This window comes from Streptomyces tauricus, assembly GCF_014650955.1.
Classification (GTDB): Bacteria; Actinomycetota; Actinomycetes; order Streptomycetales; family Streptomycetaceae; genus Streptomyces; species Streptomyces tauricus.
Genome location: NZ_BMVY01000003.1, coordinates 1 through 21,428, shown reverse-complemented (window position 1 = coordinate 21,428; position 21,428 = coordinate 1). Strand labels below are relative to the sequence as shown.

General features: G+C 70.1%; 16 protein-coding genes. 1 reads left to right on the top strand and 15 read right to left on the bottom strand.

Annotation, left to right across the window (positions count from 1 at the left end; translation table 11 throughout):
* Positions 1-71 precede the first annotated feature (71 nt).
* Positions 72-1,055, bottom strand: a complete 984-nt coding sequence (locus tag IE278_RS07175; RefSeq protein ID WP_189769938.1) for a TraR/DksA family transcriptional regulator — start codon at positions 1,053-1,055, stop codon at positions 72-74.
* A 610-nt stretch (positions 1,056-1,665) separates the two neighbouring features.
* On the opposite strand from IE278_RS07175, the gene ileS reads away from it, so the two are divergent.
* Positions 1,666-4,827 (top strand): isoleucine--tRNA ligase, encoded by a 3,162-nt coding sequence (gene ileS / locus IE278_RS07170; protein WP_189769936.1) that lies wholly within the window; start codon positions 1,666-1,668, stop codon positions 4,825-4,827.
* A 269-nt stretch (positions 4,828-5,096) separates the two neighbouring features.
* On the opposite strand, the gene IE278_RS07165 is transcribed toward ileS, so the two are convergent.
* The 14 genes from IE278_RS07165 to IE278_RS07100 form a co-directional block, all read right to left on the bottom strand.
* On the bottom strand, positions 5,097-6,314 hold the full coding sequence (locus tag IE278_RS07165; protein ID WP_189769934.1) for a DivIVA domain-containing protein: 1,218 nt from the start codon (positions 6,312-6,314) through the stop codon (positions 5,097-5,099).
* 55 nt (positions 6,315-6,369) lie between these two features.
* Positions 6,370-6,654 (bottom strand): YggT family protein, encoded by a 285-nt coding sequence (locus IE278_RS07160; protein ID WP_107017493.1) that lies wholly within the window; start codon positions 6,652-6,654, stop codon positions 6,370-6,372.
* Between the two features lie 50 nt (positions 6,655-6,704).
* A complete protein-coding gene (locus tag IE278_RS07155) occupies positions 6,705-7,346 on the bottom strand; it encodes a cell division protein SepF (protein WP_189769932.1) in 642 nt (213 codons plus the stop codon).
* A gap of 127 nt (positions 7,347-7,473) precedes the next feature.
* Positions 7,474-8,208 (bottom strand): YggS family pyridoxal phosphate-dependent enzyme, encoded by a 735-nt coding sequence (locus IE278_RS07150; protein WP_189769930.1) that lies wholly within the window; start codon positions 8,206-8,208, stop codon positions 7,474-7,476.
* A gap of 6 nt (positions 8,209-8,214) precedes the next feature.
* The gene (gene pgeF / locus IE278_RS07145; protein WP_373311946.1) at positions 8,215-8,922 is read right to left on the bottom strand and encodes a peptidoglycan editing factor PgeF; all 708 of its coding nucleotides are present in this window, start codon (positions 8,920-8,922) and stop codon (positions 8,215-8,217) included.
* A 26-nt stretch (positions 8,923-8,948) separates the two neighbouring features.
* Entirely contained in the window at positions 8,949-10,145 is a 1,197-nt protein-coding gene (gene ftsZ, locus IE278_RS07140) for a cell division protein FtsZ (RefSeq protein WP_189769926.1), read from the bottom strand.
* Positions 10,146-10,420: 275 nt separating this feature from the next.
* The gene (locus IE278_RS07135) at positions 10,421-11,224 is read right to left on the bottom strand and encodes a cell division protein FtsQ/DivIB (protein WP_189769924.1); all 804 of its coding nucleotides are present in this window, start codon (positions 11,222-11,224) and stop codon (positions 10,421-10,423) included.
* A 23-nt stretch (positions 11,225-11,247) separates the two neighbouring features.
* Positions 11,248-12,336 (bottom strand): undecaprenyldiphospho-muramoylpentapeptide beta-N-acetylglucosaminyltransferase, encoded by a 1,089-nt coding sequence (murG, locus tag IE278_RS07130; RefSeq protein WP_189769922.1) that lies wholly within the window; start codon positions 12,334-12,336, stop codon positions 11,248-11,250.
* A 6-nt stretch (positions 12,337-12,342) separates the two neighbouring features.
* Entirely contained in the window at positions 12,343-13,701 is a 1,359-nt protein-coding gene (gene ftsW / locus IE278_RS07125) for a putative lipid II flippase FtsW (protein ID WP_189769920.1), read from the bottom strand.
* 150 nt (positions 13,702-13,851) lie between these two features.
* A complete protein-coding gene (gene murD, locus IE278_RS07120) occupies positions 13,852-15,309 on the bottom strand; it encodes a UDP-N-acetylmuramoyl-L-alanine--D-glutamate ligase (RefSeq protein WP_189769918.1) in 1,458 nt (485 codons plus the stop codon).
* Positions 15,291-16,364, bottom strand: a complete 1,074-nt coding sequence (mraY, locus tag IE278_RS07115; protein WP_189769916.1) for a phospho-N-acetylmuramoyl-pentapeptide-transferase — start codon at positions 16,362-16,364, stop codon at positions 15,291-15,293. Before mraY ends, murD begins: the two co-directional genes overlap by 19 nt.
* Positions 16,361-17,764, bottom strand: coding sequence for a UDP-N-acetylmuramoyl-tripeptide--D-alanyl-D-alanine ligase (locus IE278_RS07110; RefSeq protein WP_189769914.1), 1,404 nt, complete (start codon positions 17,762-17,764; stop codon positions 16,361-16,363). Before IE278_RS07110 ends, mraY begins: the two co-directional genes overlap by 4 nt.
* Before the next feature lie 4 nt (positions 17,765-17,768).
* Positions 17,769-19,445: a UDP-N-acetylmuramoyl-L-alanyl-D-glutamate--2,6-diaminopimelate ligase gene (locus IE278_RS07105; RefSeq protein ID WP_189769912.1), complete on the bottom strand. Its 1,677-nt coding sequence runs from the start codon at positions 19,443-19,445 to the stop codon at positions 17,769-17,771.
* A gap of 105 nt (positions 19,446-19,550) precedes the next feature.
* Positions 19,551-21,428 (bottom strand): peptidoglycan D,D-transpeptidase FtsI family protein (locus IE278_RS07100; RefSeq protein ID WP_246570112.1); only part of this gene is annotated, 1,878 nt, incomplete at its 5' end.

Sequence of the window (21,428 nt, the reverse complement as noted above, 5' to 3'; positions counted from 1 at the left end):
GTACGGCACGGTCCGCCGCGGCCAGGTGCCCAGTGGCACACCGGGCGGATCGGTGTCCGGTCAGCGGGCCGTCAGTAGCGGCGCTCCTGCTTCTGCTTGCACTCGACGCACAGCGTGGCCCGCGGGAAGGCCTGCATACGGGCCTTCCCGATGGCGTTGCCGCAGTTCTCACAGAGCCCGTACGTACCCGCGTCCAGGCGCTCCAGGGCGCGCTCGGTCTGCTCCAGCATCTCCCGCGCGTTGGCCGCGAGGGCCATCTCGCTCTCGCGCGTGATGTTCTTGGTGCCGGTGTCCGCTTGGTCGTCGCCCGCGCCGTCCCCGGAGTCGCGCATCAGCCCCGCCAGGGACTCCTCGGAGTGCGTGATCTCGGCCCGCAGCCGCAGGGCCTCGGAGAGCAGTTCCTCGCGCGCCTCAGCGGCCTCCTCCGGCGTCCACGGGTCCTCGCCGGGGCGTACCGCGAGCTCGCCGGGTTCCGCCGCGGCGACCCGCGCCTTGGGAACCGCGGTGGGCTTGTCCGCCGCCGCGGCCGTGCCAGAGGTCTTCTTCGCAACCACCGTCGTGGCTCCCGTCGTCTCGGCGGCCTGTGCCGCTGCTCCGTCGGCCGCGGAAGCGACCGCCTTCCTGGCCGTGCGTGCGCCCTTCGCGGCGGTCGCCTTCCGGGGCGCTCGCTTCACCGGCGCGGCGGACTTGTCGGCCGCCTTCCCTGCCGCCTTCCCGGCCTTCGCGGAGACGGGCCGCGTACCGGCTGTCTTCGCGGGCGCCGCCCCGCCGACGGCCTTCTTCGCGGAAGCCGCCATCTCCTTGGACGCCGCCGTCCTCTCGGAGGATGCCGTCCGGCCGGAAGCCGTCTTCGCGTCGACCGTCCCGGCCGAAGCCGTCCTCGCGGCGACCGTTGTCGTACGAGCCTTCTTCGTAGGTGCCTTCTTCGTGGAGGCCTTCTTCGTAGAGGCCGTTTTCGTGGGCACCGTCTCTGCGGAAGCCGCCCCGGGGTCACCGGCCGCCCCCATGGATCTGCCGGACGCCGACTGCTGTACGGCGGTCTTTTTCGCCACCATGGCCGCGGCCCCTTCACATATTGTGACCTTGCACGCGAATCGTGCTGGGACGATAAATCGACTTGAGTCCCGCGGCAACGGGGCACGCCGCCCGATCCGCCCGCCCCGCGCGTACCGCACAGCGAGTCTGCAAGCGTTGTGCCCAGCTCCCCGCCGGGTAATCCGCCGCGCCGACCGTCCCAGGATGCGAACACCGGCGCCTCGGCATTCGGGTCAGTGACCCCCTCCTCAAGACGGCGGCGCCCGTCCTCCGAGGGCCCTGTAAAACCGGTCGGCCGCTGTCGGCGCGGCGCCGTACACTGGGCGCAGCGAGAAGCGTGGATGGGGACGAGTAGCGGCGTAAGCGGCCAGGAGCGACCCGGGGACGGTGTGAGCCCGGGGGCGAGCGCGACGCGAAGATCACCCCGGAGCCGCCGGAAGAAAGCCGCAGCGAGCCCGCAGCGGCCGGTAGAACCGGTATCGCGACCCCAATGAGGGGGCTCACCGGCGTGCGGAAAGCGCCGGAGGGCCAAGGAGGGTGGTACCGCGGGAGCGCGCCGCACACGGCGTAGGTGACAACACAGCTCTCGTCCCTCCGGACGGAAGGCAGAAGTCCGCCGGAGGAAGTTCGTTGGATACGCAGCCGAGTACACAGCCGCAGTACCGCCAGGTGCCGGCCCAGGTCGACCTGCCCGCTCTCGAGCACGCCGTGCTCGACTTCTGGAGCGAGCAGAAGATCTTCGCCAAGACCCTGGAGCAGTCCGAGGGCCGCCCCGAGTGGGTGTTCTACGAAGGCCCGCCCACGGCCAACGGCATGCCGGGCGCCCACCACATCGAGGCCCGCGTCTTCAAGGACGTCTTCCCGCGCTTCCGCACCATGCGCGGCTACCACGTGGGCCGCAAGGCCGGCTGGGACTGCCACGGCCTCCCGGTGGAGCTGGCGGTCGAGAAGGAACTGGGCTTCAACGGCAAGAAGGACATCGAGGCGTACGGCATCGCCGAGTTCAACGCCAAGTGCCGTGAGTCCGTGACCCGCCACACCGACGCGTTCGAAGAGCTCACGACCCGCATGGGCTACTGGGCCGACCTGAACGACCCGTACCGGACGATGGACCCGGAGTACATCGAATCCGTCTGGTGGTCGCTCAAGGAGATCTTCAACAAGGGTCTGCTGACCCAGGACCACCGCGTCGCCCCCTGGTGCCCGCGCTGCGGCACGGGCCTGTCCGACCACGAGCTGGCGCAGGGCTACGAGACGGTCGTCGACCCTTCGGTGTTCGTCCGTTTCCCGCTCACCTCCGGTCCGCTCGCGGGCGAGGCCGCGCTGCTGGTGTGGACGACGACCCCGTGGACCCTGGTGTCCAACACGGCGGTCGCCGCGCACCCCGACGTGACGTACGTGGTCGCGACGGACGGCCGGGAGAAGCTCGTCGTCGCCGAGCCGCTCGTCGGGAAGTCCCTCGGCGAGGGCTGGGAGACCACCGGCCAGTCGTTCACGGGCGCCGAGATGGAGCGCTGGACGTACCAGCGCCCCTTCGAGCTCGTCGAGTTCCCGAAGGACGAGCCCGCCCACTACGTGGTCAACGCGGAGTACGTGACGACCGAGGACGGTACGGGTCTGGTCCACCAGTCCCCCGCCTTCGGTGAGGACGACCTCAAGGTGTGCCGTGAGTACGGACTGCCGGTGGTCAACCCCGTGCGCCCGGACGGCACCTTCGAGGAGGACGTCCCCCTCGTGGGCGGTGTCTTCTTCAAGAAGGCCGACGAAAAGCTCACGGAAGACCTCCAGGACCGCGGTCTGCTCTTCAAGCACATCCCGTACGAGCACAGTTACCCGCACTGCTGGCGCTGCCACACCGCGCTCCTCTACTACGCGCAGCCGTCCTGGTACATCCGCACCACGGCGGTCAAGGACCGGCTCCTCCAGGAGAACGAGAAGACCAACTGGTTCCCGGACTCGGTCAAGAACGGCCGCTACGGGGACTGGCTGAACAACAACATCGACTGGGCGCTGTCCCGCAACCGCTACTGGGGCACCCCGCTGCCGATCTGGCGCTGTGAGGACGACCACCTCACCGTCGTGGGCTCCCGCGCGGAGCTCACCGAGCTGACGGGCACCGACCAGTCGGAGCTGGACCCGCACCGCCCGTTCATCGACGAGGTCACCTTCGCCTGCCCGAGCTGCGAGAAGACGGCCACGCGCGTGCCGGAGGTCATCGACGCCTGGTACGACTCGGGTTCGATGCCGTTCGCGCAGTGGGGCTACCCGTACAAGAACAAGGAGCTGTTCGAGAGCCGCTACCCGGCGCAGTTCATCTCGGAGGCCATCGACCAGACCCGCGGCTGGTTCTACACGCTGATGGCGGTCGGCACGCTGGTCTTCGACAAGTCGTCGTACGAGAACGTGGTCTGCCTCGGCCACATCCTCGCCGAGGACGGCCGCAAGATGTCCAAGCACCTGGGCAACATCCTGCAGCCGATCCCGCTGATGGACCAGCACGGCGCCGACGCCGTGCGGTGGTTCATGGCAGCCGGCGGCTCTCCCTGGGCGGCCCGCCGCGTCGGCCACGGCACCATCCAGGAGGTCGTCCGCAAGACGCTCCTCACGTACTGGAACACGGTCGCCTTCCAGGCCCTGTACGCGCGCACGGCGGGCTGGGCGCCCAGCGAGGCCGACCCGGCCCCGGCGGACCGCCCGGTCCTCGACCGCTGGCTCCTGTCCGAACTCCACGCACTCACCGACCAGGTGACGCAGGCTCTGGAGTCGTACGACACCCAGCGCGCCGGCAAGCTGCTCTCGGCCTTCGTCGACGACCTGTCGAACTGGTACGTACGCCGCTCCCGCCGCCGCTTCTGGCAGGGCGACAAGGCGGCGCTGCGCACCCTGCACGAGGTCGTCGAGACGGTCACGCGACTGATGGCGCCGCTGACCCCGTTCATCACCGAGCGGGTCTGGCAGGACCTCGTGGTGCCGGTGTCCGCCGACGCCCCGGAGTCCGTGCACCTGTCGACCTGGCCGGAGGCGGACCTGTCCGCCATCGACCCGGAGCTGTCGAAGCAGATGGTGCTCGTACGCCGTCTCGTGGAGCTGGGCCGTGCCACGCGCGCGGAGTCGGGTGTGAAGACCCGCCAGCCGCTGTCCCGCGCTCTGGTCGCGGCGACCGGTTTCGGCTCCCTGGACCGTGAGCTGCACGCGCAGATCACCGAGGAGCTGAACGTGAGCTCGCTCGCGTCACTGTCCGAGGTCGGTGGTTCACTGGTGGACACGACGGCCAAGGCGAACTTCCGCGCGCTGGGCAAGCGGTTCGGCAAGGGCGTCCAGGCGGTGGCGAAGGCCGTCGCCGAGGCGGACGCGGCAGCGCTGTCGCTGGCCCTGCGCGAAGGTACGGCGTCGGTGGAGGTCGACGGCGAGACCGTCACGCTCGCCCCGGATGAGGTCATCATCACAGAGACCCCGCGCGAGGGCTGGTCCGTCGCCTCGGACTCCGGTGCCACGGTCGCGCTCGACCTGGAGCTGACGGAGGAGCTGCGCCAGGCGGGCCTGGCGCGGGACGCCATCCGCCTGATCCAGGAGGCCCGCAAGAACAGCGGCCTCGACGTGGCCGACCGGATCGCCCTGCGCTGGACGTCCACGGACCCGAAGGTCATCGCGGCCCTCACGGAACACTCCACCCTGATCGCCGACGAGGTCCTGGCAACAGACTTCGCCCAGGGCGAGCCGGACGACACCTACGGCCCCGCCTTCACGGACGACCCGCTGTCCCTGACATTCCACCTCCGCAAGCACTCCTAGCCCCTCCCAGCTGCGGGCATCCGTGCCGCTAGGGGCGGCACGGGTGGGCGCAGCGGCACCCTGCAAGCGCAGGCCGCCACCGACGCCGCGTGACCCGAGCCCCAGCCCAGCGCACCGAAAAGGCCCCGGCCCACCAGAAACTTGGTGGACCGGGGCCTTACTCGTCCCGCCTCGCAGACACGAAAGTGGCGACGAAAACGGGCGGAGCCCCCGGATAACCGGGGGCTCCGCCCTGAACGCTGCCGACGCCTAAGGCGTACCGGAGGCCGTCAGTTGTCGTCCTCGTCGATCAGAAACCCACGCATCGGCGAAGGCGCCTGCTGCATGGGCGAGGGCCCCTGCGGCCGAACCGGCGCCATCGGCTGCGTCATGGCCGGCGACATCTGCTGCTGGCCGCCGTAGGACGGGGCACCGGGACCGGGCCCACCCATCGGGTTGCCACCGTAGGACGGCGCGCTCGCCCCGGCCGGAGCCATGGACGGGCTGGGCGACGACGGAAGCGAGGCGGTCGCCGGGGTACGCGGCGGAGCCAGCGAGTCGTCGGCCTGGGTCTCCAGCTGACGCAGCTGCGACTCCAGGTAGGACTTCAGACGCGTACGGTACTCGCGCTCGAAGCCCCGCAGGTCCTCGACCTTGCGCTCCAGCGTGGCGCGGGCGGACTCCAGGGAGCCCATCGCGACGCGGTGCTTCTCCTGCGCGTCCCGCTCCAGGGCGTCGGCCTTGGCACGGGCGTCGCGCTCCAGACCCTCGGCGCGGCTGCGGGCCTCACCGACGATCTTGTTGGCCTCGGAACGGGCCTCGGCGATCGCCTGGTCGGCGGTCTGCTGCGCCAGCGAGAGCACCCGGGCGGCGCTGTCGCCACCGGGGCCCTGACCGGGCTGTCCCATCTGCGGGCCGTGCCCGCCCATCGGACCACCCATGGGACCGCCCATCGGGCCGCCCATCTGCTGGGGCATCTGCTGCTGCATCTGTCCCTGCATGGGGCCGGGACCCTGTCCCATACCGCCCTGGCCCATTCCGCCCTGACCCATGGGGCCCTGGCCCATCGGACCCTGACCCATGGGGCCCTGGCCCATCTGACCGGGACCCTGCTGGCCCTGGGAGCTGGGGCCGGCGGGAAGCTGCGGGGCGCCGCTCGGCAGCTGGGGCGGGCCGCCCATGGGGCCGCCCATCTGCTGCTGCGGCGGGCCCGATATGCCGGCGGGCACGGGAGCGCCGGGACCGCCTCGCATGCCCTGCGGCGGACCCTGCTGTTGCTGCTGATCCTGCTGTTCGGGAGGCTTGCGCATGCCCTGTTGCTGGTTCTGCGCGGCGGCGCGTGTGGCGGCGGCCAGCTTGGCGCGCAGGTCCTCGTTCTCGCGGAGCAGGCGGGTCAGTTCGGCTTCGACCTCATCGAGGAAGGCATCGACCTCGTCCTCGTCATAGCCTTCTCGGAGGCGGACGGTCGTGAACTGCTTGTTCCGCACGTCCTCGGGGGTCAACGGCATCTCTTCACCTCAACGTAGTCGTCGGCATCGTCGGCGTTCGGCAAGACCGTATCGTTCACAGCCGGCTCACAACGGAGATCAGGATGTAGACGATGATCATCAGTACGAAGAAGGACAGGTCGAGCGCCACGCCCCCGAGACGTAGCGGCGGAATGAACCGCCGCAGAAGCTTGAGCGGTGGATCAGTGACAGTGTAGGTCGCCTCAAGAACGACCACCATCGCCTTGCCGGGTTGCCATGAGCGGGCGAACTGGAACACGTAGTCCATGACCAACCGGAAGATCAGCACGATGAGGAAACACATCAGCACGACGTAGAGAACCTGCCCGACCACGCTCATGATTCCGTGCGTCCCTCTCCCCTGTTTCCCTGCTGCTCCGGTCCTGCGTCTCAGCTCTGGTTGAAGAACCCGCCCTCTGCGATGCGAGCCTTGTCCTCCGCCGTGACATCGACGTTAGCAGGCGACAACAGGAACACCTTCTGCGTCACCCGCTCGATGCTCCCGTGGAGACCAAACACCAAACCAGCCGCAAAGTCGACAAGTCGCTTGGCGTCCGTGTCATCCATCTCGGTCAGATTCATGATCACCGGGGTGCCCTCACGGAAGTGTTCCCCGATGGTACGGGCCTCGTTGTAGGTCCGGGGGTGCAGCGTGGTGATCCTGTACGGCTCTCGTTCCGACACGACCTTGGGCATGATCACCGGTGCGTTCTTCTCCAGGCTTTGACGTTCTTGTGTGATGGACGCCACGGGGGCGATGCGGGCCGGGCGGCCGGATTCCGCGCCCAGCGAAGCGGAATGGGGCACGGGCTCGCGCTGCACCGGTGGATGCACCACTCGTACCGGTTCGTCCCTTTGGGACTGGTGTGGCTGGTGCGACTGATGCGACGGCTCGTGCCGTCGGCGGTCCCGCTCGGGCTCAGGATCAAGCTCGGGCTCGAAGTCGTCATCGGGGTCGAAGCCCCTGCCGTCGTACCCATCGTCCTCCACGAGGCCGAGGTAGACCGCCATCTTGCGCATCGCGCCGGCCATGCTCTGAGTCCTCCGCTCTGTGGTGGATCGGCTGACTGTTGCCAAGTGCCCGCGATCCACGAGGTCGTCTGCCCGCCAGCGGCGGTAATGACCATATTTTCTGCTGTGGTCCGACTTCTTGGCGACGTTACCCGAGCCTGGGGCGGACGCCGAGTACCGCAGTGCCGACGCGTACATGTGTCGCTCCGGCCGTCACCGCGTGTTCGAGGTCCGCACTCATCCCTGCCGAGACCATCGTGGCAGCCGGATGAGCCCGGCGCAGGTCAGTCGACAAATCCATCAGGCGCTCGAACGCCGCCTGTTCACGCCCCGCGTACGGGCCGGTGAGCGGAGCGACGGTCATCAGTCCGGCGAGCCTCAGACCCGGGGACCGGGCGACGAGTTCGCCCAACTCCTCGACGCCGTCGACCCCTACACCACCGCGCTCCCCCAGTCCACCCTTTCCCGTCGCGGACTGCTCCGCGTCGAGCGCAACCTGGATGAGACAGCCCACCTCGCGCTCCGTCCGCACCGCTTCCTTGGACAGGGCGGTGACGAGCCTGGCCCGGTCGACCGACTGCACGACATCGGCGTAACCGACCACGGAACGCACTTTGTTGGTCTGCAACTGGCCCACGAAGTGCCAGGACAGGGGCAGATCGGAACAGGCCGCGGCCTTGGGCGCCGCGTCCTGGTCACGGTTCTCGGCGACGTGCCGCACACCGAGTTCCGACAGGATCCGCACATCCTCGGCGGGGTAGGTCTTGGTGACCACGATCAGGGTCACCTCTTCACGCTTGCGCCCGGCCGACGCACAGGCGGCGGCGATCCGCTCCTCCACGTGCGCCAGATTCCCGGCGAGTTCGGTCCTGCGGTCCGTCATACCCGATCAGTCCAGCCACACATAGCCCGCGAGGCGGCCGGTGAGGCCGTCCCGACGGTACGAGAAATGATCGTCCGACTCGATCGTGCAGACCGGCGACTGCTCCCGGTCGCGCACCCCGAGCCGTTCCAGCTGCGCGTGCACCCCCGCGGTCACATCGACCGCCGGCGTGCCCCAACTGGTCTCGGCGTACGCCGCGGGCTCGACGGCCGCGACCTCGGCCCGCATCGCGTCCGGCACCTCGTAGCACCGTCCGCAGACGGCGGGGCCGGTGCGGGCGACGATCCGCGCCGGTTCGGCGCCGAGTTCCGCCATGGCCCCGACCGCGGCGGGTACGACCCCGGCGACCATGCCCGGCCGTCCCGCGTGGGCGGCGGCCACGACCCCGGCGACGGGGTCCGCGAGCAGCACGGGGGTGCAGTCCGCGGTGAGCACGGCGAGGGCGAGGTCACGGCGAGCGGTGACGACGGCGTCGACCTCCGGCACCGGGCGCTCGCCCCAGGGCTCGTCGACCACGGCCACGTCGGGTCCGTGGACCTGGTTCATCCAGACGACCCGCGCCGGGTCGAGACCGAGCGACTTGGCCGCCAGTTCACGGTTGGTCCGTACGGACTCCGGGTCGTCGCCGACCGCCCCGCCGAGATTGAGCTCTTCGTACGGAACGGCGCTCACCCCGCCCCACCTGTCGGTGAAGGCGAAGTGCGCGCCGCTCACGGTGCTCACCGAGGAGCGCCGTCCTATCACTTGAGGAAGTCCGGCACGTCCAGCTCCTCCGCCGCGCTGTCGGAGTAGGTCCGCGAGGACGGGACCGGCGGGGAGACGGGCGGCAGTTCGCTGCTCGCGGGCTCCGGAGCGGGCTCCGGCGCCTCCTTGGGCGTGACGCTGCCGAGCGAACCGAAGGACGGCCGGCTGTCGCCCGCCCGGGCCGGTGCGGGCTCGTCGCGCTTGGCCGAGGACGAGCCGAGCACGGTGTCCCGCTTGGACGGGGGCTGCCCGCCGTCGAACCCGGCGGCGATGACGGTGACCCGTACCTCGTCGCCGAGCGCGTCGTCGATGACCGCGCCGAAGATGATGTTGGCCTCGGGGTGCGCGGCCTCGCTCACCAGCTGGGCGGCCTCGTTGATCTCGAACAGGCCGAGGTCGGAGCCGCCGGAGATGGAGAGCAGGACGCCCCGTGCGCCGTCGATGGAGGCTTCCAGGAGCGGCGAGGAGATCGCCATCTCGGCGGCCGCCACCGCGCGGTCGTCGCCGCGGGCCGAGCCGATGCCCATGAGGGCCGAACCGGCCTCGGACATCACGGACTTGACGTCGGCGAAGTCGAGGTTGATCAGACCGGGTGTGGTGATGAGGTCGGTGATGCCCTGAACACCGGAGAGCAGGACCTGGTCCGCCGACTTGAACGCGTCGAGGACCGAGACCTGGCGGTCCGAGATGGACAGCAGCCGGTCGTTCGGGATGACGATGAGGGTGTCGACCTCTTCGCGGAGTTCCGCGATGCCGTCCTCGGCCTGGTTGGCGCGGCGCCGGCCCTCGAAGGTGAAGGGGCGGGTCACCACGCCGATGGTGAGCGCGCCGAGCGAGCGGGCGATGTTGGCCACCACCGGCGCGCCGCCGGTACCGGTGCCGCCGCCCTCGCCGGCCGTCACGAAGACCATGTCGGCCCCCTTGAGGACCTCCTCGATCTCCTCGCGGTGATCCTCCGCGGCCTTGCGGCCGACGGCCGGGTTGGCTCCGGCGCCGAGTCCGCGGGTGAGTTCGCGGCCGACGTCGAGCTTGACGTCGGCGTCGCTCATCAACAGCGCCTGGGCGTCCGTGTTGATGGCGATGAACTCGACACCCTTGAGACCGACCTCGATCATCCGGTTGATGGCATTGACACCACCGCCGCCGACACCGATGACTTTGATGACTGCGAGGTAGTTCTGCGGTGCTGCCACGTCGAAGGCCTCTCGCCTCGAGTTACGTGTCGTCGCCTCGCACGGTCGCGATCCGACGACTGATGCCGAATGGGACGGTCCGAACGCCGACCCGAACCCTAACGCTGAAGTTTAGGGTTACCAGTGTGTCTGTTCCTTGGACTCTTCCGAACAGGACACTAAGTCGACAAGTGGCGCACGTTCAACGAACACGCCGAACCTCCCGTTTTTCTTTTCACCCTATGTGATCAGCCATGTCGCTGCCCAACCAGGGTGCTGGCCTGCGCAGATGTGCGTCAACTCCCTGATGACGCAGGGGCGGTGGGAACACTTACGTCGAAGTGTCCCGCCCCTGGAGCGGCTTTCATGAGAGCGATGAGCGTATGCGCCTTGGCGCGGCCCTTCTCACCACTGCCCCAGTCGACGGTGCGGTCCCCGCTCAACTCCAGCGTGACGGAGTCGTACGAACGGACCTTGACGACCTGGGTGGCGCGGGCGACCGCGGCCGGAAGGGAACGGGCCACGAGCACCGCCTCGCGCACCAGCCGGTCGGTGCCGAAGCGGCGCAGACCCGCGGTGTGGGACACCGTCAATTCCAGTACGGGTACGCCCTGCGGGGCACGCGAAACCGTGGCATATCGCACACCCTTGGCGTCCACTTCGACGAACTTTCCGCCCTTTTCGACAATCAGGACCGGCCTACGCTCAGTTACTTTCAGCCCGATTCCATGGGGCCAGGAGCGGACGACGTCAACCGAGTCAATTCGGGGCAATTTCCGGAGCAGTCTTGCCTCAATCACAGCGGTGTCGACTGAAATCAACGGTGATCCGACCGGGACGTCGGCCGCCTCGACGACCTGTGCGGCCGTCAGGACCCGGGTCCCGGTGGCCGATACCCGCTCCACGCGCGTCCACTGCGAGCCGTAGAGGATCCAGGCCCCGCTCGCGGCGAGCAGGGCCAGACAGACCATCACAACAATGAGCGTTCGAGGCTTCGGCAGCCTCTTCAGCCTTTCGAGGAGCGGCGGCCGGGGCGGGCCGGAGGCCGGATCCTGCCGGTCTTGCCGTGCGCCGCGTTCGGCGGTGGTCGGTCCGGCCACGCTCCCCTGCCTTCTGCCACGCGCTAGCGGCGTGACGCGATCGCCTCGTACACCATCCCGACGAGCAGGTCGTCGGCGTCCCTGCGGCCGAACTCGGAGGCCGCGCGGGACATCTCGAACAGCCGGTGCGGATCGGCGAGCACGGGCAGGACATTGCCCTGGATCCACTGCGGCGTCAGTTCCGCGTCGTCGACCAGCAGTCCGCCGCCGGCCTTGACCACCGGCTGGGCGTTCAGCCGCTGTTCGCCGTTGCCGATGGGCAGCGGGACGTAGACGGCCGGGAGCCCGACGGCGGAGAGTTCGGCGACGGTCATCGCGCCCGCACGGCAGAGCATCATGTCGGCCGCGGCGTACGCGAGGTCCATCCGGTCCACGTACGGTACCGGGATGTACGGGGGCATCCCCGGCATCTGGTGGACCTGCGGCAGTTCGTTCTTCGGGCCGACCGCGTGCAGGATCTGGATACCGGCCTGCTGGAGGTACGGGGCGGTCTGCTCGATCACCTGGTTCAGGCGGCGGGCGCCCTGCGAGCCGCCGGAGACCAGCAGCGTCGGCAGGGAGGGGTCGAGCCCGAACGCGGCGCGGGCCTCGGGGCGCACGGCGGCCCGGTCGAGGGTGGCGATGGAGCGGCGCAGCGGGATGCCGATGTAGCGGGCGTTGCGCAGTTTGCTGTCCGGGGTGGAGACGGCGACCTGGGCCGCGTACCGGGAGCCGATCTTGTTGGCGAGTCCGGGCCGGGCGTTGGCCTCGTGGACGACGATCGGCACGCCGAGGCGCTTGGCCGCGAGATAGCCGGGCAGGGCGACGTAGCCGCCGAAGCCGACGACCGCGTCCGCCTTGGTGCGTTCCAGGATCTGCTCGGCCGCCTTGATCGTGCCGCGCAGCCGTCCGGGGACGGTGATCAGCTCGGGGGTGGGCTTGCGCGGCAGCGGTACCGCGGGGATCAGCCCGAGTTCGTAGCCCCGTTCTGGTACGAGTCGGGTCTCAAGTCCGCGCTCCGTGCCCAGGGCCGTGATTCCCACGGTCGGGTCCTGCCTGCGCAGGGCGTCCGCGAGGGCGAGCGCGGGCTCGATGTGGCCGGCGGTCCCCCCACCGGCGAGTACGACATGCACCGAAATTCACCGCTCTCCGGACGAACGCGCCGAGGCACGCCGTCGCATCGTGTTCCACTTCCGAGGCCCCCGGACAGCGGAGCCTCTCACCGCAGCCCGCTTTCTGCCAAAGCGGGGTTGCCGCATCGCGAGCGCCGTCCGCGCAGCGGGATCCTCACGCGCGAAGGCGATCAGGAGCCCGATGGCGAACATGGTCGGCAACAGGGCGGAACCCCCGTAGGAGAACAGCGGGAGCGGGACTCCGGCGATCGGCAGCAGACCGAGCACCGCACCGATGTTGATCACGGCCTGAGCCGTGATCCAGGTGGTCACGCCACCCGCGGCGTACCTCACGAAGGGGTCCTCCGTGCGTCCGGCCACGCGGATACCCGCATAGCCTAGAGCCGCGAAGAGTGCGAGTACCGACAGAGTGCCCGCCAGACCGAGTTCCTCACCTGTGATGGCGAAGATGAAGTCCGTGTGGGCCTCGGGGAGTTGACCCCATTTCTCCACACTCGCCCCGAGGCCGGAGCCGAACAGGCCGCCGGAGGCGAGGGCGTAGATGCCGTGCACGGCCTGCCAGCAGGAGTCGCCGGGACCCGGTTCGGTGGCGCCGAGACAGGCGAGGCGGGCCATGCGGTTGGGGCTGGTCCTGATGAGGATCACGCCGAGGGTCAGCGCGATGGCGAGGACGCCGCCGAAGAGCCGGGTCGGCGCTCCCGCGAGCCACAGCAGGCCGAAGAGGATCGCGGTGAGGATGATCGCCGTGCCCATGTCGCCGCCGAGCATGATCAGCCCGAGCAGCATGAAGGCGACCGGCACGAGCGGCACCAGCATGTGCTTCCACTGGGTCAGCAGCCGCTTGTCCTGCTTGCGGGCGAGCAGGTCGGCCCCCCACAGGACGAGGGCGAGCTTGCCGAACTCGCTGGGCTGGAGCTGGAAGGGGCCGCCGACGGAGATCCAGTTCTGGTTGCCGTTGACCGCGACCCCTATCCCCGGCACCTGGACGAGGATCATCAGGAAGACCGAGCCCAGCAGTATCGGGTACGCGAGTGCCCGGTGGAGCTTGGACGGCATCCGGGAGGCGGCCAGCATCAGCAGGCCGCCGAGCACGGCCGCGAGGAACTGCTTGCGGAAGAAGTAGCTTCCCGGCAGCGACAGCTGGAGCGCGGTGATCTGGGAGGCGGAGTACACCATCACCAGACCGAGCACGGTGATCAGCAGGCTGCCGCCGAGGATCAGGTAGTACGCGGTCAGCGGCCGGTCCCAGGCACGGCGTGCGCGGCCGTAGAGGCGGGCCACGGGGTTGTCCCGCGGGGGCCGGGGGGCCGGGGGCCTCCGGGGGGCCCGCTGGACGGGAGGACGCCCTGTACGGCTAGTGGGCACGACGGGCTCCTCTCGGGGCGGGAGGGCACACGGGCCCGGGGCCGCACGGCGCGAGGCCACCGGCAGAGGGCTGTCGGTCCACCGACCACGATGGCGTCACGTGTCGCTCCCAAGGATCCCGGGCGCCCGGGCCGGCCCAGGGGCCTGCCGTCAGGCGCCCGCGGCGCCGAGTTCGCGGACCGCTTCCGCGAACATGTCACCGCGCTGGTTGTAGTTGGCGAACATGTCCATGGAAGCGCAGGCCGGTGCCATGAGCACCGTGTCGCCGGCGCGGGCGAGTCGTGCCGCCTCCTGGACCGCCGCGGGCATCGCACCAGTGTCGGTCCGGTCGAGGTCGACCACCGGTACTTCCGGCGCGTGTCGCGCGAGGGCTTCCCGGATGAGGGCCCGGTCCGCGCCGAAGAGCACGACGCCCCGCAGCCGCTTCGCCGACCGGACGACGAGTTCGTCGAAGGTCGCGCCCTTGGCGAGGCCGCCCGCGATCCACACGATCGACTCGTACGCCGCCAACGAGGCTTCCGCGGCATGGGTGTTGGTGGCCTTGGAGTCGTCCACGTAGGCGACGCCGTCCACATCGGCCACGTGCTCGATGCGGTGGGCGTCGGGACGGAAGGCCCTCAGACCGTCCCTGACGGCCTTGGGGGGCACTCCGAAGGCGCGGGCCAGGGCCGCCGCCGCGAGGGCGTTGGCGATGTTGTGCGGGGCGGGCGGATCGACGTCCGCGACCTCAGCGAGTTCCTGGGCCTGCTTGTGCCGGTCCTCGACGAAGGCGCGGTCGACCAGGATGCCGTCCACGACGCCGAGTTGGGAGGGACCGGGCGTGCCGAGCGTGAAGCCGACGGCCCGGCAGCCCTCCTCGACGTCCGCCGCGCGCACCAGGTCCTCGGTCGCCCTGTCGGCCACGTTGTAGACGCAGGCCACCTGGTTGCCCTCGTAGACGCGGCCCTTGTCGGCGGCGTACGCCTCCATGGAGCCGTGCCAGTCGAGGTGGTCGGGGGCGAGGTTGAGGACGGCCGCGGAGTGGGCGCGCAGGGAGGGCGCCCAGTGCAGCTGGTAGCTGGACAGTTCCACGGCGAGCACGTCGAGATCGGCGTACGCCTCGTCGTCGCCCAGCACCACGTCGACGATCGGCGTGCCGATGTTGCCCACCGCGGCCGTACGCAGGCCCGCGGCGGCCAGGATCGAGGCGAGCATCCTGGTGGTGGTGGTCTTGCCGTTGGTGCCGGTGACGGCCAGCCAGGGCGCGGCCCTGCGGCCGTCGTGGCCGCGCAGCCGCCAGGCGATCTCGACGTCGCCCACGACGTCCACGCCCGCCTTCGCGGCGGCCTGGAAGAGGGGGCTGCTCGGCTTCCAGCCCGGCGAGGTGACCACCAGGTCGGTGCCCTCGGGCAGGGTGTCGGCGTCCGCGAGGCGGACCGCGATGCCCTGCTGTTCGAGGGGGACGGCCCGCTCCCGGTGCGCCGGGGAGTCGCCGCCGTCGACGACCGTGACGGACGCGCCGAGGCCGGCCAGGGCGCGGGCGGCGCTGATGCCGCTCACGCCGAGACCGGCGACGGTGATGTTCATGCCCTGCCAGGCGGAAGCGGTGGTCACTTCTTGGCTGCCCATCCCGCGTAGAAGAGGCCGAGTCCGACGATGACGCACATGCCCTGGATGATCCAGAAGCGGACCACCACAAGGACTTCGGACCACCCCTTGAGTTCGAAGTGGTGCTGCAGCGGTGCCATCCGGAAGACGCGTTTGCCGGTGAGGCGGAACGAGCCGACCTGGATGACGACCGACATGGTGATGAGGACGAAGAGGCCGCCGAGCAGGGCGACCAGCAGCTCGGTGCGCGAGCAGATCGCGAGACCGGCCAGCGCGCCGCCGAGCGCCAGGGAACCGGTGTCCCCCATGAAGATCTTGGCGGGCGAGGTGTTCCACCACAGGAAGCCGAAGCAGGAGCCCATCAGGGCCGCGGCGACGACCGCGAGGTCCAGCGGATCTCGTACCTCGTAGCAGGCGCCGGGGTTGGTGAGGGTCTGCGCGTTGGCGCAGGACTCCTGGAACTGCCAGACGCCGATGAACGTGTAGGCGCCGAACACCATGGTCGCGGCGCCGGTGGCCAGGCCGTCCAGACCGTCCGTCAGGTTCACGCCGTTCGACATCGCGAGGATCATGAACAGCGCCCAGACCACGAACAGCACCGGGCCGATGGACCAGCCGAAGTCCTGCACGAAGGAGAGCCTGGTGGAGGCCGGGGTGTTGTTGCGGTTGTCCGCGAACTGCAGTGCGAGGACCGCGAAGGCGATGCCGACGATCAGCTGGCCGGCCATCTTCGCCTTGGCCCGCAGACCGAGCGACCGCCGCTTGACGATCTTGATGTAGTCGTCCAGGAAGCCGACCACGCCCATGCCCGTCATCAGGCCGAGCACCAGCAGTCCCGAGAACGTCGGCGGCTTCCCCGTGATCACCTTGCTGAGGAAGTACGCCAGCAGCGTGGCCAGGATGAAGGCGATACCACCCATGGTCGGCGTACCGCGCTTGGCGTGGTGCTCGCGCGGGCCGTCGTCGCGGATGTACTGGCCGTAGCCCTTGCGGGCCAGCAGCTTGATCAGCAACGGGGTGCCGATCAGGGTCAGGAAGAGACCGATGACTCCCGCGAACAGGATCTGATTCATCATCGGACGGCGACCTCACCCTCGGTGCCCTCGACGAGCGCCTGCGCGACCCGTTCGAGACCGACCGACCGGGACGCCTTCACGAGTACGACGTCTCCCGGGCGCAGCTGACTGCGCAACAGGTCGACCGCCGACTGTGCGTCGGACACGTGCACCGACTCCTCACCCCACGAACCCTCGTTATATGCGCCCAGTTGCAGCCAGGACGCTTCCCTGCCCCCGACCGCGACGAGCTTGCTGACGTTGAGCCGGACGGCGAGCCGTCCGACCGCGTCGTGCTCGGCGAGCGCCTCGTCCCCGAGCTCGGCCATCTGACCGAGCACCGCCCAGGTCCGCCGCCCCTTGCCCATGGCCGCGAGCGCCCGCAGGGCGGCTCGCATGGACTCGGGGTTCGCGTTGTAGGCGTCGTTGACGACCGTCACGCCGTCCGGGCGCTCGGTGACCTCCATCCGCCAACGGGAGAGGGAGCCCGCCTCGGAGAGCGCGGTGGCGATCTCGTCTGCGGACATGCCCAGCTCATGGGCGACGGCGGCGGCGGCGAGCGCGTTCGACACGTGGTGCTCACCGTACAGGCGCATGGTCACTTCGCTGCACCCGGTGGGTGTGTGAAGGCTGAACGAGGGCTGTCCGTTCCCGGTGAGCCGCACGTTCTCGGCCCGTACGTCCGCTTCGTCGGACTCTCCGAAGAGGAGCACGCGTGCTTTCGTCCGCGAGGCCATGGCCCGTACGAGGGGGTCGTCGGCGTTCAGGACGGCTGTTCCGTCCTCCGGGAGACACTCCACCAGCTCGCCCTTGGCCTGGGCGATCTGCTCGCGGCCGCCGAACTCGCCGATGTGGGCGGTGCCGACGTTGAGGACGAGGCCGATCTTCGGGGGCGTCAGATCCGCGAGGTAGCGGATGTGGCCGATCCCGCGGGCGCCCATCTCCAGGACGAGGAAACGGGTCTCCTCGGTGGCGCTGAGCGCGGTGAGCGGCAGCCCGATCTCGTTGTTGAGGGAGCCGGGCGTGAAGACCGTCGGCGCCTTGGTGCGGAGCACCTGGGCGATCAGGTCCTTGGTGCTGGTCTTGCCGGCCGAGCCGGTGAGGGCCACGAGGGTCGCGCCGAGCCGCGCCACGACGTGGCGTGCGAGGGCGCCCAGCGCGAGCAGGACGTCGTCCACGACGATCGCGGGCACTCCGACGGGCCGGGAGGCCAGGACGGCCACCGCGCCCGCCGCCACGACGTCCGCGGCGAAGTCGTGGCCGTCCACGCGCTCGCCCACGAAGGCGACGAAGAGACTGCCGGGCTCCACTTCCCTGGAGTCCCTGACGACTTGTCCGGTGACCTGGACCGACGCATCCGGTATGTCGTGGGTCTGCCCGCCGACGACTGAGGCGATCTCGGCGAGTGAGAGGGCGATCACAAGTTCATCCCTGGGTCTTCTGGATAGCTGCGCGGAGCACCTGGCGGTCGTCGAAGGGACGGATCACCCCGGCGATGTCCTGGCCCTGTTCGTGGCCCTTGCCCGCGATCAGCACGGTGTCGCCGGGCTGTGCGCGGGCGACGGCCGCTTCGATCGCGGCGGCCCGGTCCTCGAAGACCTGGACCTCTCCGCGCTCGTGCGCCGGCACCTCGGCGGCGCCCGCGAGCATCGTGGCGAGGATGGCGAGGGGGTCCTCGCCGCGGGGGTTGTCCGAGGTCAGTGTGGCGGTGTCGGAGAGCCGGACCGCGGCGGCGCCCATCGGCATCCGCTTGGTCTTGTCCCGGTCGCCGCCGCAGCCGAGGACGATGTGCAGTTTGCCCTCGGTGACCTTGCGCAGGGCCTTCAGGACGGATTCGACGGCGTCCGTCTTGTGCGCGTAGTCGACGACCGCCAGGTAGGGCTGTCCGGCGTCCACGCGCTCCAGGCGGCCGGGCACGCCCGGTACGGCGGCGATGCCGTCGGCGGCGGTCTGCGGGTCGATCCCGGCGGTGGCGAGGGCGACGATCGCGGCGAGCGTGTTGGCCACGTTGAAGGTGCCCGCGAGCGGTGACCTGGCGGTGATCCGCTCACCCTTGGGGCCGACCGCGACGAAGACCGAGTCCATCGGGCCGACCCGGACGTCCTCGGCGCGCCAGTCGGCGTCGGGGTGCCCTTCCGCGGAGAACGTCACCACGGGGACGCCGGCCTCCTTGACGAGCCTGCGGCCGTATTCGTCGTCGAGGTTGACCACGCCGAGCCTGCTGCGCTGCGGCGTGAACAGCTGCGCCTTGGCCTGGAAGTAGTCCTCCATGCCGGAGTGGAACTCCATGTGTTCCGGGCTGAGGTTGTTGAAGACCGCGATGTCGAAGACGCAGCCGTCGACCCGGCCGAGGACCAGGGCGTGGCTGGAGACCTCCATGACGACCGCCTCGACGCCGCGCTCGCGCATGACCGCGAACAGCGCCTGGAGGTCGGTGGCCTCGGGGGTGGTGCGTTCCGACTTGATGCGCTCGTCGCCGATGCGCATCTCCACGGTGCCGATCAGCCCGGTACTGCGGACGCCCTTGAGGCCGCCTTCGACGAGGTACGCCGTGGTGGTCTTGCCGGACGTGCCGGTGATGCCGATCTGCAGCAGGTCGGGGCCCGGATGGCCGTAGATCGAGGCGGCCAGTTCGCCCATCGACCCGCGCGGGTCGTCCACGACGAGGACCGGCAGGCCGGTGGCCCGGGCGCGGTCGGCTCCGGTCGGGTCGGTCAGCACGGCGACGGCGCCGAGGCCGGCGGCCTGCGTCACGAAGTCGGCGCCGTGCATCCGGGCACCGGGCAGCGCGGCGTAGACGTCGCCCGGGCGGACGGCGCGGGAGTCATGGGTGATGCCCGTGACCCCGACGGCGCCCGCGGCGCTCTGTGGGTGGTCCGCACCCAGCTGACCGGCGAGCTCCGCGAGGGGTGTGGCGGGGTTCTGAACCGGTCGCGGCGGCCCCGGATATGTCACAGGGACGCCCTTCTGGGTGGTTTGGGACTGATCAGCGTGTGGCACGGCGGTGAGCGTACCGGGCACACCCCCGCCGGAGCGAAGCGAGGGGCGTGGCGGGACGGGCGGCGAGCCGTCGTTGCCGGGGTCGGGAGTGATCGTTGTCACGAGCTTGTTCCTGGTCGGTGTTCCGGGCGGTGCACGGGGTGTTCCGGTCGGTGCCGAGGGATGCCGTCGAAGGCGTCCGCGGCGTCGGTCAGGGCGTGGATTCGGTCAGGGCGTGAAGGTGACGGGGAGTCTGTCGGTGGTGTCCCCGGTGGGCGGTACCTGGAGGGTCTTCAGTGCGAATTCCAGGACCTCCTTGTAGACGGGCCCGCAGATCTGGCCGCCGAAGTAGCTGCCCTTGGTGGCGTTCTGGATGGCGCAGTACACGGTGACGCGGGGGTTGTCGGCGGGCGCGAACCCCGCGAAGGACGAGGTGTAGCCGCGGTAGCGGCCGGTGGCCGGATCCACACGGTTGGCCGTGCCGGTCTTGCCCGCCACGCGGTAGCCGGGGATACGGGCCTTGGTGCCGGTGCCCTCCTCGTCGTCCACGACGGACTCCAGCATGTGCGCCAGGGTCTTCGCGGTCTTCTCGCTGACGACCCTTGTCCTCTTGGGCTCGGCCGCCGGGGTGAACTGTCCGTCGGCTCCCTTGGTGCCGCGGACGAGGGTCGGTTCCACGCGTACGCCGCCGTTGGCGATCGTCGAGTAGACGGAGGCCGCCTGCATCGCGTTGACGGACACGCCCTGGCCGAAAGGGATCGTGTACTGCTGGGAGGTCGACCACTGGTCGGCGGGGGCGAGGATGCCCTTCGTCTCGCCGGGGAAGTCCAGGCCGGTGTATCCGCCGATGCCGAACTTGCGCAGGTACGAGTGGAGGACCTGGTTGGCCTCCCGCTGGGTCTTGCCGAGCTGCCCGGTCGCCAGGATGGTGCCGATGTTGCTGGACTTGGCGAGGACGCCGTTGAGCGTCAGGTACCAGGTCGGGTGGTCGATGTCGTCCTTGAAGAGGCGGTCGCCGCGGTGCAGCCGGTTGGGCACGGTGACGTGCGTGGCGGGTGTGGCGACGCCCTCCTCCAGGACGGCGGCCATCGACATCACCTTGGCGGTGGAGCCGGGCTCGTAGGCGTCCTCCAGGCCCCAGTTGTGCAGGGCTCCCCCGTCGGCCTTGGACAGGTCGTTCGGGTCGAAGCCGGGCGAGTTGGCCATCGCGAGGATCTCGCCGGTCCGGTTGTCCTGCACTATGACGTACCCGCGGTCCGCCTTGGACTTCTCGACCTGCTCGGCGATGGCGTGCTGCGCGGCCCACTGGATGTCGCGGTCGATCGTCAGCTCCACCTCGGAGCCGGCCACCGCGGGCTTCTCGGTGGAACCCGCGGTCGGTACCTGCCGTCCGCCGGACTGGGCGTAGCGGATCTCGCCGTCCTTGCCGGACAGGTCCCCGTTGAGCTGCTGTTCGATGCCGCCGCCGCCCTTGCCGTCGGCGTTGACCCAGCCCAGTATCCCGGCTCCGAGCTCCCCGTTCGGGTAGACCCGCTTGCTGCTGGGTTCCTGGAGGACGCCCGCCAGGATGTTCGCGGGACCGCCTTCGCCTGCCTTCTCGGCGAGAGTGCTCTTGAGGTCCTTGATCTGCGTCCAGACCTGGGGGGTCTGCCGGCGGGCGAGCACGACGTAGCGGGTGTTCTTCGTCCGGAGCTTGGCGGCGAGTTCGTCGGTGTCCTTGCCGAGGATCGGGCCGAGCAGGGCTGCGGCCTGCTCGGGGGCGTCACCGGTCTTCGTCGCCTTGCGGGTGAAGAGCGTGGGGTCGGCGGTGATGTCGTTCGCGTCCACGCTGATCGCCAGGTCGACGCCGTTGCGGTCGGTGATCCCGCCGCGCGCGGCGGCCAGCGTACGGCTGAGGTACCGGTTCTTCTCGGCCTTGGCGGTGTACTCGCTCGCGTCGACCGCCTGCACCTGCAGAAGCCGCACGACGAAGGCGGTCAGTACGAGGGCCAGGGCGAGGCTGACCAGGCGCAGCCGCGGGCGGGGGCTGCCGAGCCGGATGACGCGCGGCGCCTTGGAGCGGGGCGGCGCGGGCCGGCGTACGGGCCGGGCGCCGGACCCGGGGCG

What these genes read in the sequence shown, in the direction of transcription:
- IE278_RS07175 (WP_189769938.1), bottom strand. Translation starts at nt 1,055, where the DNA reads ATGGTGGCGAAAAAGACCGCCGTACAGCAGTCGGCGTCCGGCAGATCC.
- IE278_RS07165 (WP_189769934.1), bottom strand. Translation starts at nt 6,314, where the DNA reads ATGCCGTTGACCCCCGAGGACGTGCGGAACAAGCAGTTCACGACCGTC.
- mraY (WP_189769916.1), bottom strand. Translation starts at nt 16,364, where the DNA reads ATGATGAATCAGATCCTGTTCGCGGGAGTCATCGGTCTCTTCCTGACC.
- murD (WP_189769918.1), bottom strand. Translation starts at nt 15,309, where the DNA reads ATGGGCAGCCAAGAAGTGACCACCGCTTCCGCCTGGCAGGGCATGAAC.
- IE278_RS07150 (WP_189769930.1), bottom strand. Translation starts at nt 8,208, where the DNA reads ATGACGGACCGCAGGACCGAACTCGCCGGGAATCTGGCGCACGTGGAG.
- IE278_RS07155 (WP_189769932.1), bottom strand. Translation starts at nt 7,346, where the DNA reads ATGGCCGGCGCGATGCGCAAGATGGCGGTCTACCTCGGCCTCGTGGAG.
- IE278_RS07160 (WP_107017493.1), bottom strand. Translation starts at nt 6,654, where the DNA reads ATGAGCGTGGTCGGGCAGGTTCTCTACGTCGTGCTGATGTGTTTCCTC.